Origin of the sequence: Ruegeria sp. HKCCSA071 (assembly GCF_017872555.1) — a bacterium.
Taxonomy (GTDB): Bacteria; Pseudomonadota; Alphaproteobacteria; order Rhodobacterales; family Rhodobacteraceae; genus Ruegeria.
Genome location: NZ_JAEDOX010000008.1, coordinates 61,322 through 74,255, shown reverse-complemented (window position 1 = coordinate 74,255; position 12,934 = coordinate 61,322). Strand labels below are relative to the sequence as shown.

The following is a 12,934-nucleotide window of genomic DNA, read 5'->3' as shown; positions in this document are numbered from 1 at the left end:
GTTCTCCTATTCTATTCAGCAGGCGCTGATCGCAGCGCCTGCTCTTCATTCTGCGAGATCTGTTCTCGCCCAACTTTGATCGGCTTAACCCAGCGCAACCGCAGCGCGTTGGTCAGGACAAATACACTGGACAGCGCCATGGCACCTGCAGCCAAAACCGGCGACAGCAACGGGCCGCCAAACGGATAGAGCACCCCCGCTGCAACCGGTATGAGCAGCGTGTTGTAGCTGAAAGCCCAGAACAGGTTTTGGCGGATGTTACGCATGGTGCGCTGACTAATATCGAAGGCGTTGACCACGCCTGTCAGGTCGCCTGACATCAGAACGACGTCAGCCGCCTCGATGGCGATGTCAGTGCCTGTCCCGATCGCAATTCCTACGTCAGCCGCCGCCAGAGCGGGGGCATCATTGATGCCATCACCCACAAAGGCCAGTTTTCCGCCATTTGAGCGCAGATCTTGCAACGCGGATACTTTACCCTCTGGCAGAACCTCGGCCACGACATGATCGATGCCAAGCTGCGCCGCGATGGATTTGGCTGTAGCGGTATTGTCGCCGGTAATCATCGCTACTTTCAGCCCCAGTCCGTGCAAAGCTTCAATTGCGTCTGGCGTGGTGGTCTTGATTGGGTCCGCCACGGCGATGACGGCTGCGATAACTCCGTCTACGGAGGCATAAAGTGGAGTCTTTCCGTTGATTGCGAGTTCAGCGCCCCGATCAGACAACGCGCCCATTTCAACCCCTTCGCGACTCATCAGGCGGTCGGCCCCGATCAGGATTGTATGGCCTTCGACTGAGGCGCTTACCCCGTAACCGGTGATCGACGTGAAGTCTTCTGGCTTCGAAAGCTCCAGACCACGGGTTTCAGCCGCGCGCACGATGGCCGTGGCGATCGGATGTTCGGATGTGACCTCAACGGCAGCAACAAGGCGCAGAACCTCATCCTCGGCCAATCCTTCGGCCACAATCAGGTCGGTCAGCTCCGGACGCCCTTCGGTCAAGGTCCCCGTCTTGTCCACCGCAACAACGGTGGTTTCCTGCAGCATTTGCAAGGCGTCGCCCTTTCGAAACAGGACACCCATCTCGGCCGCGCGGCCGGTGCCGACCATGATTGAGGTGGGTGTGGCCAACCCCATGGCGCAGGGGCAAGCAATGATCAGTACCGCAACCCCGGCTACCAACGCCAAGCTGAGCGCAGGATCGGGTCCGAACAACATCCAAACCAGCACAGTCATTACGGCCACAGCGATCACTACCGGCACGAACCACAGCGTGATGCGGTCAACCAAGCCTTGAATCGGAAGCTTGGCACCCTGTGCTTGTTCGACCATTTGAATGATCTGGGCCAACATAGTGTCTGCGCCGATCTTTTCAGCCCGGTACGTCAATGCGCCCGCGCCATTAACTGTTCCGCCGACCACAGTTGCGCCCTCGGTCTTTTCGGCAGGAACCGGCTCGCCGGTGATCATGCTTTCATCGACATATGACGCGCCGGTCACTACGGCACCATCCACCGCGATTTTTTCGCCCGGTCGAACGTGCACAATATCCCCTACAACGATCTGCTCGATCGGTAGCTCGACAACCGATCCGTCGCGCTCAACGCGCGCTGTTTTTGCCTGCAGACCGACCAGTTTTCGGATCGCTTCACCAGTTCGCCCCTTGGCGCGCGCCTCGAGGAACCTCCCCAGCAATATGAGAACCACGATCACCGCTGCGGCCTCGTAGTAGACGTTTGCGGTTCCGGCGGGAAGAACACCCGGCGCAAAGGTGGAAACAAGCGAGAACCCATAAGCCGCCGAAGTGCCCAGAGCCACCAGAGAATTCATGTCCGGCGCGCCTTTGAACAAGGAAGGGAATCCCTTAGTATAGAACTGCAAACCTGGCCCAAAAAGAACGATCGTGGTTAGAAGGAATTGCAGGTAATAGCTGTTCTGGATGCCGATCGTGCTCGCTATCAGGTGGTGCATGCCCGGAATAACATGCGAGCCCATTTCAAGGATAAAGACCGGCAAAGCGAGCAAGGCGGCAAAGCTTGTTCGCCGGGCCAATTGGCGAATCTCTTTGGCTTTGCGGTCTTGTGGTTCGGTCTGCGTCGCGGATCGCAGGCTCGCCGGATAGCCAGCAGATGCCGCAAGCGCCGCGATGGCTTCGGGTGTTGTGACTCCCTCAGCATAACGTACAGTTGCACTTTCGGTGGCCAGATTGACCGACGCGGACAAGACGCCATCATCTGCTTGCAATGCCCGTTCAACGCGCCCCACGCACGATGCGCAGGACATGTTCTGAATATCCAGCGTTACCTCTTCCGTCCGTGCCAGATATCCGGCGCTGTTTAACGCATCAGCAATGGCCGCTTTATCGGCTGGATCGCGGAAATCGACCTGAACGCTTTCGCTGGCGAGATTAACCGAAGCGGCATCTACCCCTGGCACATCTTTCAACGCGCGCTCAACCCGCCCTACGCAGGACGCACAGCTCATACCCTGAACTTGAAACCTTGCATGTGAAATTTCAGTCATATTGTCACCACCAATGTTCTGCTGACGGGAAACATAAGGGTTCCAGCAAGTGGAAGGTCAAGGGATGGGGCTGACTTTCTTTGCCACTAATTTTGACGATCCAATAATCACGACTTGACCTTCCTGTGCTGGAATACTTTAGCCGGGACGACGGAACACAGGAGCAAACATCCATGACGACCCTAAATATCCCGGATATGAGCTGCGGGCACTGCAAGTCAGCTATCGAAAAAGCCGTTGCCACGGTGGATTCCTCCGCACAGTTGGACTTTGACATGGAAAACCGCAGGGTACGTGTCTTAAGCACCAATTCACTTGATCATATCCTTGCAGCGCTGAAGTCCGAGGGATACGAAGCCACGATCGCATGATAAACTTAGGAGCGCACATGCTGTCGCCCCCTTGGTTCTATCTTGCGTCTCTGACTGCCACGATTAACCGGGTCATTTCATCTTCGGTGATCAGACCCGGGGCAAGCGCATCTCCAATCACAAACGAAGGAGTGCCACTGAAGCCAAGCTGTCGGGCCAATTCCATGGAAATCTGAATATGCGCGTCGACTTCCGGCGCTTCCATATCTGCGCGCAATTGATCCTCGTCCAGGCCAAGTTCCCGAACAACTTTCAGTACACTGGCCTCAGTGGCACGACCGTTCAGAGCCATAAGCGCCCAATGAAATTCTTCGTATTTTCCCTGGTTTCGTGAGGCCAGCGCAGCGCGTGCCGCGAAGTCGGAACCTTCTCCAAGTATGGGCCATTCTCGATAAACAATTCGCACATCGGAATCGCCCGCGATTACGTTCTTCACGACCGGGGCAGCGCGTTTGCAATATGGGCAGTTATAGTCGAAAAACTCGACCACGGTTACATCGCCTTCCGGGTTTCCGATTACAGGCGCATTCGGATCCTGTTCCAGCAATTCACGCTGATTTTCCAAGACGCTTCCAATTGCTTCGGCTTTTGCCTGATCCTCGCGCTGTTGAAGCAATTGAATCGCCTGCATGATGATCTCAGGGTTTTCCAAAATGGCTTCGAGAGCCAGCCGTTTTACATCGGAGTCAGACAGCTCGTCGGCGCGTGCCATAGGAATGCCAATCGACATGGCGATAGCGACTAAGCCTGCAAGTATTCGTTTCACATCAGTTTCCTTCCGTTTGTTCTGCTTCGGTGCGTTGCTCTTGCAGCTTGCGTTCCCGATCCGGCCAACTCTCCTGGATGAAGGCGAGGATGTCCCAGATATCCTGATCCGACAGAGTGTCCCCGAAGCCTGGCATGCCGCTTTTGACGTCAGCGACACCCATCTGTTTCAAAGTTTGGTCCCCGCCAAACTTTGTATAGTCGAACAACAGCTTGTCGCCGTGATGCCAGGTATGCCCGGTTCGGTCATGCGGGGGCGCCCGCAAGACGCCATCCGGATCAGGTGTTTGCCAATCCTGCTGACCCTCCAAATTTGCCCCGTGGCATGACGCGCAGTTTTCGGCGTACAAAACTGCACCACGTGCCGAATCCGCTGATGCACTGTTCTGCGCACGCCCACTCAGGCCCCAGCCAGCGACCGCGACAATGATCACTACAGCAGCCAGTGACACCCATTTCGCCGAACTCTTGTTCATCATGCCACGCTCAGCCAGGTCTTCATACCAGCGGCCTGATGCGACAGCATATGGCAATGAAACAGCCAATCCCCCGGGTTATCCGCAACGAACGCAATCTCCCGCTTTTCTATCCGGTCAACCAGGATTGTGTCCCGCAGCGGCCCTAGGTTGCCGTTTGGCAGAACTTCCTGAAAGTGCGTCCCGTGCAAGTGCATAGCGTGCGGAAAGACGGTGTCGTTCTGCATCTGAATCCGGACTATGTCGCCACGCGAAACGGCAGCAAGGGGGTTTTCAGGTAACCCGGCGACACCGTTGAATGTCCAGATCTGCCCTTCCTGAACCAATTCATTGGTGCTCATGACCTGGCCGTTAAAAGTGCCTTGACGCAGTCCGCCCATCGCCCCGCCTTCCATCACTAATGGGATTGTCAAAGCGTCAGAAACATCTTCGAGAAAGGAAACAGGGTTGGGTGGCAGGGCTTCTATTGCACCGCGGTTTGCGGATGCACCGCTTCCCGAAACCGGGATTTCAGCAATGACAAACGATTCATCGCGTTCGTGAAGAGTTATTTGAACGGCTTCGTTCGATTCCGCTGTGACATCAACAATTAAGTCTGCTCGCTGTGCAGGCCCAAAAACAAGGGTTTCAAAATCCTCTGGCTGCCTTACAGGCATGCCATCATAAGCGACCAGTTTCCCGTTTGCGCCACCTACTGAGACATACATGATCCGATCAGTTGCCACGTTGACCATTCGAAGTCGCAAACGCTGGTTTGTCAGAACTTCTGTCATGGGCGATATGTGTGCGTGAACGTAGTTTCCCATTCGGCCTGCATGCGTCCAGTCATGCATCGCGCCGAAATCATCGACGATTTGGGCGTCCTGACCCAACCTCCAGTCATCCAGCAGGATCGTAATGTCATGATCCGTGTCCGGCGGGTCCATTTCGTCGACGATGAACGCGCCGTAAAGGCCCCTGGCCACTTGTTCCGTTGACTGGTTATGAGAGTGGTACCAGAAGGTTCCTGCATCCTTCAGAGGCAAGTCATACTGAAACTCGCCGCTTGTTGGTACAGCCTCCTGTGTAAGACCCGGCACCCCATCCATGTTGTTTGGTACCCGCAGTCCATGCCAATGGATTGCCGTAGGCTGAGGCAGTGAGTTCAGGAGTGTCCGGCGAACCGTTTCGCCCTGCCGGGCACGAATTTCGGGGCCCGGAACACCGCCATCATATCCCCATATCTCGGTTTCAGGATAGCTGTCGGGGGCAACACGTGCCAATCCTGAACGCGCCTCGATTATTCGGGGGGCGGTAGCCGCCCTCCCGATAGTCGGCACTGCGATTAGTGCCGACGTGCCTGCAACGAATTGCCTGCGATTGAGCTTCATGAGGACTTCCCTCCAAAGAAAATTTGATCTCTCACTCGATTACCCCCCGTCGTGCACATCCAGCAGATAGGTCGCCATTGCCTTCCGGTCTTCGTCTGTCAGAAAGCTGGTGCCATAGTTTACGACCTCTCCCATGGCGCCGCCGAAGACATCGCCATCAGGCATGACGCCGGTGCGCAACGCGTAGGCCAAATCATCTACCGTCCAACCACGCTTTTGCAGGGTCTCAAAGTCGATGGCCGGTGCCTTGTCACCGCCCGGCAGAGAGTCACTTCCCTTGAAGTGTTCCGTGTCCGAATTTCTTGCGCCAGCCAGGTTCCTCCCGGTGTGGCAGGCCGCACAATGTGTGGCACCTTCGACCAGTAGCCGGCCCCGGTTCCACACTTCGTCATTGCCCGGCACGGGATCAGTGCGGGGTGGTTCCAGAAAAGCCGCGCGCCACAGCTTCAGGCCCCATCTCTGATTGAAGGGGAACGCCATTTCCTGTTCTTTTGACGGTTCCGCTACCGGTGGAACTGTTTGCCATGCGGCCCAGAGATCGGCGATGTCCTGATCCGTGAAATTGGCATAGAATGGATAAGGAAAGGCCGGGTAATAGGGTTGTCCGCCGGGTGATACGCCTTGACGCACCGCGCGGGCGAACTCCTCGATTGTCCAATCACCGATCCCGTGATCGGGATCTGTGGTCAGGTTCGGCGAAAAGAGCGTGCCGAACGGGGTATCCAACTCCACCCCACCGGCCAAGGCCGCGCCCCCTTTGGCAAAATCTGTGTGGCAAGCGATACAACCACTTGCCCTTGCCAGATACGCCCCGCGGTTAACGTCACCCTGAATGTCGAGAGCTTGTAAGGGCTGGCCAATCGGCCAAGCCATCACAGCAACAAGTCCCGCTGACGCCGCTACGGCGGCAGCAAGGCCCAATCGGAATATCGGTCTCATGACGCATTCCTATTCCGACCGAAATTGCGTGTGACACGCCGAGCATGTCTGGCTCAGCATCATGAACACACCATCTGCCGGCATTTCAGAAAGTTGTGCCTGGTTTGGACTGCCGCCCATCATTCCGGCACCCATCATAGAACCGCCACCCATCATGGATGCGCCGCCCATCATGCCCGAACCATGGCCCGACCCGGACATCATCAACCCGTTGTCCGCCGCAAGCACAAGGCCTTCAGAGTAGGATTCCAACTGCCTGGCTAACTCTGCAAATGAACCCCAATCCTGCCAGATCTCCGATTTGGCCTCCGAGGGTTTGCCATCAGATCCCTCTGGAAACAGCTTTGTCATGCTCTCGCCAGCGTGACGCCCGATTTTCTTGGCCTCGCTTCGTACCGTTTGCGCATTGTAGGGCGTTTTCCCCTGCATCATCGGCGTAAGGATCTTCATGCTGTCCTTCATCGCGGACATACCATCCATGCGTTCTTTGACGATGCCGGTTGCGCCACCATGCGCCAGGGCGGCGGCTGCAAACAGAGAAACCAGGGCAACGCCTGTGGTCATTTTCAGAATGTTCATTGTTTTGTCCTTGTCGTCTGCTTCGACGCGCCCAGGTTGAGCGCAATTCGACTGGTCAGATCAGGACACGCGGCGGTGGTGGGTCAAACGCCGCGATACCGAGAACCCGGTATTGGGCTCGAGGGATCGAGTATCTTTGTTCAGTATCTTGGGGGCCAGGCGGTGGTGGACCCATCGAAAATAGACCAACAGCGTTGCAAATCGTTCCGCCATGACAATGTCCGGGATGACCCTGCTTGACATGCTCAACGTCCGCGGAGTCCGTTTGGTCAATCACGTGCTGAGAACCACTGCCATGTGCATGAGCAGAATCGGCCGTCACAAGCAGCCCGCCAATGGTCAGCACCATTGACAGTATGATGTAACGAATTGCACTGCCCATTCGGCTCGTCACCTTCAGAAAATCCCGTTTTCCTGCTGCAGCTCTCTGATATACGCCACGATGCCCTTCACATCCGCACGGGTCAAGCCATCGACCGGCGGCATATTGCCGAACTTCCAATGGTGTGCCCGAACTCCATTCTGGACTGCCACATAAAATGACTCGTCCGAATGGTGGCTTGGTTCATAGATTTTATGCACCAAAGGTGGTGCAAGGCCTTCCAGACCTGTTGCATTCGCGCCATGGCACGCCGAGCATTTGGCGTCGAATGCCACTTTGCCGACGGCCGCAAATTCGCTTAGCTGGTCCGGCAGAGTGACGTTTTCGATTGGGTCTCCTTGCTCCAGTGCTGACGTATCGGGCGGCGTCATCGAGTGACCTGTTGGTTGCTGATTTAAGTTGTAGACGAACGCGGCGGCGCCTGCGATCACTACTCCGCCGATCAAGAGTGTAAGTTTATCCATCTCTGTTCTTCACATGATTGTCAGTTCTTAGGTTCAACGCGCGCAAAAAAAATCGGCCTGACCAAGGTCAGATCAGTTTTACCTGAGTGCCCACAGTGGCCAGTTCGAACAATTCCGCAATCTGCTCGTTGTACAAGCCAATGCAGCCGTTGGAGGATCTTCTCCCGATCTTGCGCGTGTCGTTGGTGCCGTGGATCCGGTAGTATTGCCAGCTCAAATAAAGTGCATGTGTCCCCAGAGGATTCTCCGGACCCGGGCCCACATAATCGGGCCAAGCGGGGTTGCGCTTTTTCATTGCTGGTGTCGGTCGCCAAGACGGCCCTTCGACCTTGCGAGTAACTGTGGTGTAGCCCAGCCTTGTAAGGTCTTCCGTCAGCGGTACGCTGGTTGGATACATTCGGTAGACGCTTTCGTCTTCCGACCAATATTGCAGGACCTTGGACTGTGTATCGGACAGGATCACACCATTCTTAAGCGTATCAAAGTGGTCCTGCCATTTAGCAACGCGGAATGAGGAAACATTGCGGCGCGTCCCCTCAGTTGCCGTTGATTGGGCCCAAACGGCCGGTGCTGGAAAAAGCGTCGTCGCAGCAAACGCGGCAATCACTCCACGTCGCGTAACAACCTTTCCTTCTTTGCTCCGTTTCATGCCTGCCATCCCAAAGTTTATTCTTTTTTTCCGACTCAAATAACTCGTATGCCCGGTTCCTGCGCTGGAAGGTCAACACGCAAATGACATTTCATATGGGATGTCTCGTCTGAATTGTCGTTGCCGTTGGCGCAGGGATATTTCCTTAGAAGGCGGACCCAAATCATCAAGTCATTGTGGAAAAGCATTTTTTCTTGGACGTAACTCCAGGCTGCTTTAAGCAAAACCTGACTTTCTTGAATCAACCGAACACAAAAAAGCAACGCTAACAATTGCTTAGTTCTTGGTGAATTGATGTGATCACCCGTCGATGCGAGGGTAGCAGGCACTACAAATGACAATCACAGTGGACTAAACACCATGTCCTTCAGGAAAGCTTTCCAAGCACTGGCCGCACTTTTGTTCATCGGCGCTTGTACCGAAACAACGTCAATATCTGCAGATAGCGAGCCCGGAACGCTTTCCCAAGTTCCTGACGCCGTAGCCCAGATTGCTGCTCCGGGCCAGGACCTGAACGCAGTGAAAATCATGCCTGAGGACGGTTGCTATTGGTATCGCTATGTTGGGCCAGTTGAAACAACCTACCTACCACTTAGGACTATTGAAGGGCGCCCAATCTGTACGCGCGCCTGACAAGCGCCTGTCAGCTGGTCGCGGTCAGAAGCCGCTCGGGAGGGTAGAGATGAGCCGTGGACCCTGGCCTGACACGATCATAAAGCCCGATGATATGTGGCATCGCCATCCTTACGCAGCCAGAACTTGCGCGACCTCCGATAGATCTTGGATAAGGCGTTCCGTGAATTCGCAGGTATGTGTCGCGACCACCTTCGAACAGATAAAACGCCCTTGATCCCAATGGGTTTGTCGGCCCACCGGGCACACCATCTGCGAATTGCGCATATTCATCAGGGTCGCGCTCAATCATTTCGGCTGTAGGAGTCCAACGCGGCCATTTGGCCTTTCGCTTGATCGTGTAGACTCCGGGCTCGTAAAGATTGCCTCGGGCAATGGCTACGCCGTAACGCATTGCTGTGCCACCGTCTTCGATGAAATACAGATATCGTGCCACCGCGTCGACATGAATGTCACCCGGAGTAAGTGGTCGATTGGTTTGCACACGCTGAGGCAGGAAACGTGGGTGTAAACCCCAGGGATTGGATGTTGCGGGATCAAAATTGGCTGGAGTTACTTGCGCATCCCACTCCGACCATTGCGAGGCCGCCGCCGACGTCACTCCAAAAACCGGCTGAGAGAAAATGGCGAGCGAGGCTGCAACAAAATGTCGTCTGGTCAGCATTGATAGCGCTCCTATTGGCTGGTTGGTGTCTGGAGTTAGTACCCAGGGGATTAGACAATCCGCGACGGGGGAAGATTTGTCCATTCAATTATTCGTTCGATATCGCTTCGACCCACCCGCGAGTTTTCAAGGCTTAAAGTGACCTAGGCAGCTTCGTGTTTAACCTGAAACTTCACCAGGCGTCGGGACGACAATGCCTGCTGTTCATACCCCTAAAAACTTCCCTGTTCCGGCCGTGTCTATGCACCAAGTAAGGCCCAAGCAAATGCTGGACTGGTTTGACAGCGTCAAATTCGCTTCGCGCCAAAACAGCTTGACCTTCCATCGTGGGAAGGCGTTAGCAGAGGTCTCCAATCCAAATTTTGGAGTTGAATGTGAAAGAAAAACAGACTGCAAACGCGCCGCAGGCGTCAGTACCGGTTAGCGGCGGCAAGATAATGAAATGGGGCATGATGGTATGTTGCATTGCCATGATAACGCCGATCGCTCTCTACTTGATCGCCGGCGGGACGGTTGGTGGGCTTTCTGACTCCTTGGGTCTTTTCGCACCGTTGATCCTGTGCCTCGGAGCCCATTTCTTTATGCACAAGGCGATGGAAAAATCCTGTCATTCGAACAAATCTGAATCGGAAAGACCAAAGGCAACAGACGCCGCGGTCGGACCGAACCCAGTACACCGGCAATAATCTTCAATCATGAAGCTTTGGTGCTCAAGGTTGGCCGCCATGTCGCTGGCCGCTCTTTCGCTGGCGGCTTGCGCACCACGCCCTAAACTATGCCCGCTGCAACCGCCGCAGCCTGAATACGCCCTGCCCCAAGGTTGCCGGGTTCAATGGGAGGGCGCGGATGGCGGGGCCTATTTCATCTGCGAAGACGGGCGCGAAGGTTTCGTGAGCTGATCGTGGGGATGTGACATTCCGGCTCGTTGACCCTCCAGCGCTGGAATCTGGCAGAGACGGGTGCAAAACAACCGATGGCAACGCGCAATGGCAAGAACACTCCTAAATTTATGTATTATGATCTTGGGGTTAATCTTTGGCCAGACTTCCGCCGGGACAAGCCTTGCAGCTACATCCCAAGCGTATGAATCAGAGCCCCTGGTCGCACACATAATTACCGCGCAGGACGGGATCGCGCCTGACGTCAAGACGATCACTGCAGGACTGCATCTGAAACTGGGCGAAGATTGGAAAACCTACTGGAAGTCGCCTGGTGAGGTGGGAATTCCGCCCAAGATCACTTGGAACGGCTCGCAAAACGTCAGCGACGTACAGTTTCACTGGCCCGCGCCGATCCGTTTTCGCGCCTTCGGGATCGAGAATTTCGGGTACAAGGACGAAGTGGTCTTTCCGCTGACCGTCACACTCGAGAACCCCGGAGCGCCAGTTGACTTGAAGGCCGCTGTGACAACGCTGATCTGTTCCGATATCTGTGTGCCGGTCGAGTTTTCGCTGGACTTGTCGCTGACTCAGGGAACGGGTCGGGATCAGGACTCGGCCCGGCTTATAAATGCCTTTCTGTCGCGGGTGCCAACCACGGGAAACACAAGCGGAATGAAGTCCGACGCCGCGACCCTGGATACCGAGTCCGAGATGCTGACGCTGAATTTCACCAGCGACCTGCCCTTTGATGCGCCTGATGTCTTTCCCGACATGGGACGTGACACCGCGTTTGGTGCACCCGACATCCGGCTCGCTGGCGACAGGCGTCAGCTATGGGTGCAGTTCCCGGTCCTCGCTCTGGCACAGGACCCCCCCGCCTTGTCCGTCACGGTTACCGACACCAACCGCGTGGCCGAGTTTTCGCCCCGTACCGACGCTCCCCCTACCCCGCCACCATATGAGATCGCGGCCGCCGAAACTTCAGCCAGCGCGCTGGTCTGGATCATTTTGCTGGCGGTGGGCGGCGGGTTGATTCTGAATGTCATGCCCTGCGTACTGCCAGTGCTTTCGATCAAGCTTTCCTCGGCGGTAAAGGCTCGCGACCGCTCTGCGGCTCAGATTCGCGCCGGGTTCCTGGCTTCGGCAGCCGGAATCCTGACATTCATGTGGCTGTTGGCGGCTATCACCATTGCGGCGCGGTCGCTGGGCTATTCCGTCGGCTGGGGCATCCAGTTCCAGAATCCGCTTTTCCTTGCGGTGATGATCGTGGTGCTGGCGGTTTTTGCAACCAGCCTCGCGGGCTTGTTCGAGATCACGCTGCCGCAGTCGCTGAACACCCGGCTTGCCCATGTCGAAAAGGGCCGCGTGTCGCTGGTCGGGGATTTCCTGACCGGAGCCTTCTCAGCAGTTCTGGCGACGCCCTGCTCGGCCCCCTTCCTCGGCACGGCGGTGGCCTTTGCCCTGACCGGCCGACCGGTGGATATCGTGGCGATCTTCACCGCAATGGGGGTCGGGCTGGCCATTCCTTACCTGCTGGTTGCAGTGCACCCGAAACTTACCGCCGCTCTGCCTAAACCGGGGCGTTGGATGGTGGGATTAAAATGGGCCCTGTCGGCGGCACTGCTGACCACGATCGGCTGGTTGGTCTGGGTGATGGTCGGGGTGGCCGGAGACACTGCTGCAACTGCTACCGTGCTGGCTGCAACTGTTCTGGTCCTGTTGATCTGGAAAAGTACGATGATGCCACCCGTTTTGCGCTGGACAGCCCTGTTGCTGACGCTGACCGCAGCGTTTGCCGCACCGGTTGCGATTGCCGGCAAAGACCGGTCCAGGCTGCTTGAACCAGCCGGAGAGATCCCTTGGATTACCTTCAGCCGCCCCGAAATCGCCCGCCTTGTGTCGCGCGGCGAGGTGGTTTTCGTCGATGTCACAGCCGACTGGTGTCTGACCTGCAAGGCCAACAAAGCGCTGGTGCTGGAACGCGGCGAGGTTCTGGCAACACTGCAATCGGACAAAGCAATTCCGATGCAGGCCGACTGGACCCGCCCCGACGATGTGATCGCCCGTTTCCTTGAGGACAATGGACGGTTCGGGATCCCCTTCAACATCGTCTACGGCCCGTCGGCCCCCGAAGGCATCGCCCTGCCAGAGATCTTGACCACGAACGCCATTCTCGACGCGATGGAACAGGCCGCGCCGATTGCGGGCGGAGCCGTGGAAAGCGGATCCTGACCCCGGA

13 protein-coding genes are annotated in these 12,934 nt (G+C 56.3%); 4 read left to right on the top strand and 9 right to left on the bottom strand.

The features are described 5' to 3' along the window. Nucleotides 1–11: 11 nt before the first annotated feature. Entirely contained in the window at nt 12–2,522 is a 2,511-nt protein-coding gene (locus I9188_RS14695) for a heavy metal translocating P-type ATPase (protein ID WP_170417908.1), read from the bottom strand. A gap of 173 nt (nt 2,523–2,695) precedes the next feature. Between I9188_RS14695 and I9188_RS14690 the strand changes: the two genes are divergently transcribed. After that, nucleotides 2,696–2,893: a heavy-metal-associated domain-containing protein gene (locus I9188_RS14690; protein ID WP_170417905.1), complete on the top strand. Its 198-nt coding sequence runs from the start codon at nt 2,696–2,698 to the stop codon at nt 2,891–2,893. 37 nt (nt 2,894–2,930) lie between these two features. Here the strand turns inward: I9188_RS14690 and I9188_RS14685 are convergent, their stop codons facing one another. From I9188_RS14685 to I9188_RS14650, 8 genes are all read right to left on the bottom strand, one after another. Further along, a complete protein-coding gene (locus tag I9188_RS14685; RefSeq protein WP_170418016.1) occupies nt 2,931–3,623 on the bottom strand; it encodes a DsbA family protein in 693 nt (230 codons plus the stop codon). A 37-nt stretch (nt 3,624–3,660) separates the two neighbouring features. After that, nucleotides 3,661–4,134, bottom strand: coding sequence for a cytochrome c (locus I9188_RS14680; RefSeq protein ID WP_171724989.1), 474 nt, complete (start codon nt 4,132–4,134; stop codon nt 3,661–3,663). Then, entirely contained in the window at nt 4,134–5,504 is a 1,371-nt protein-coding gene (locus tag I9188_RS14675; protein ID WP_170417903.1) for a multicopper oxidase family protein, read from the bottom strand. The genes I9188_RS14680 and I9188_RS14675 overlap by 1 nt, the downstream gene beginning before the upstream one ends. A gap of 39 nt (nt 5,505–5,543) precedes the next feature. Then, the gene (locus I9188_RS14670) at nt 5,544–6,443 is read right to left on the bottom strand and encodes a cytochrome c (protein ID WP_170417899.1); all 900 of its coding nucleotides are present in this window, start codon (nt 6,441–6,443) and stop codon (nt 5,544–5,546) included. Between the two features lie 9 nt (nt 6,444–6,452). Next, nucleotides 6,453–7,022, bottom strand: a complete 570-nt coding sequence (locus I9188_RS14665; protein WP_170417895.1) for a cytochrome c — start codon at nt 7,020–7,022, stop codon at nt 6,453–6,455. 396 nt (nt 7,023–7,418) lie between these two features. Then, nucleotides 7,419–7,868 (bottom strand): cytochrome c, encoded by a 450-nt coding sequence (locus I9188_RS14660; protein ID WP_170417891.1) that lies wholly within the window; start codon nt 7,866–7,868, stop codon nt 7,419–7,421. Between the two features lie 67 nt (nt 7,869–7,935). Then, nucleotides 7,936–8,526 (bottom strand): L,D-transpeptidase, encoded by a 591-nt coding sequence (locus tag I9188_RS14655; protein ID WP_170417888.1) that lies wholly within the window; start codon nt 8,524–8,526, stop codon nt 7,936–7,938. A 634-nt stretch (nt 8,527–9,160) separates the two neighbouring features. Continuing rightward, nucleotides 9,161–9,814, bottom strand: coding sequence for a L,D-transpeptidase (locus tag I9188_RS14650; protein ID WP_050605720.1), 654 nt, complete (start codon nt 9,812–9,814; stop codon nt 9,161–9,163). 374 nt (nt 9,815–10,188) lie between these two features. Between I9188_RS14650 and I9188_RS14645 the strand changes: the two genes are divergently transcribed. The 3 genes from I9188_RS14645 (at nt 10,189) to I9188_RS14635 (ending at nt 12,927) form a co-directional block, all read left to right on the top strand. After that, nucleotides 10,189–10,500 carry a DUF2933 domain-containing protein gene (locus I9188_RS14645; protein WP_255612174.1) on the top strand — a complete coding sequence of 104 codons (312 nt, stop codon included), beginning with the start codon at nt 10,189–10,191 and terminating at the stop codon, nt 10,498–10,500. A gap of 39 nt (nt 10,501–10,539) precedes the next feature. Then, nucleotides 10,540–10,713 (top strand): hypothetical protein, encoded by a 174-nt coding sequence (locus tag I9188_RS14640; RefSeq protein WP_170417885.1) that lies wholly within the window; start codon nt 10,540–10,542, stop codon nt 10,711–10,713. A gap of 123 nt (nt 10,714–10,836) precedes the next feature. After that, the gene (locus I9188_RS14635; protein WP_245223726.1) at nt 10,837–12,927 is read left to right on the top strand and encodes a protein-disulfide reductase DsbD domain-containing protein; all 2,091 of its coding nucleotides are present in this window, start codon (nt 10,837–10,839) and stop codon (nt 12,925–12,927) included. The last annotated feature ends 7 nt before the right edge of the window (nt 12,928–12,934 follow it).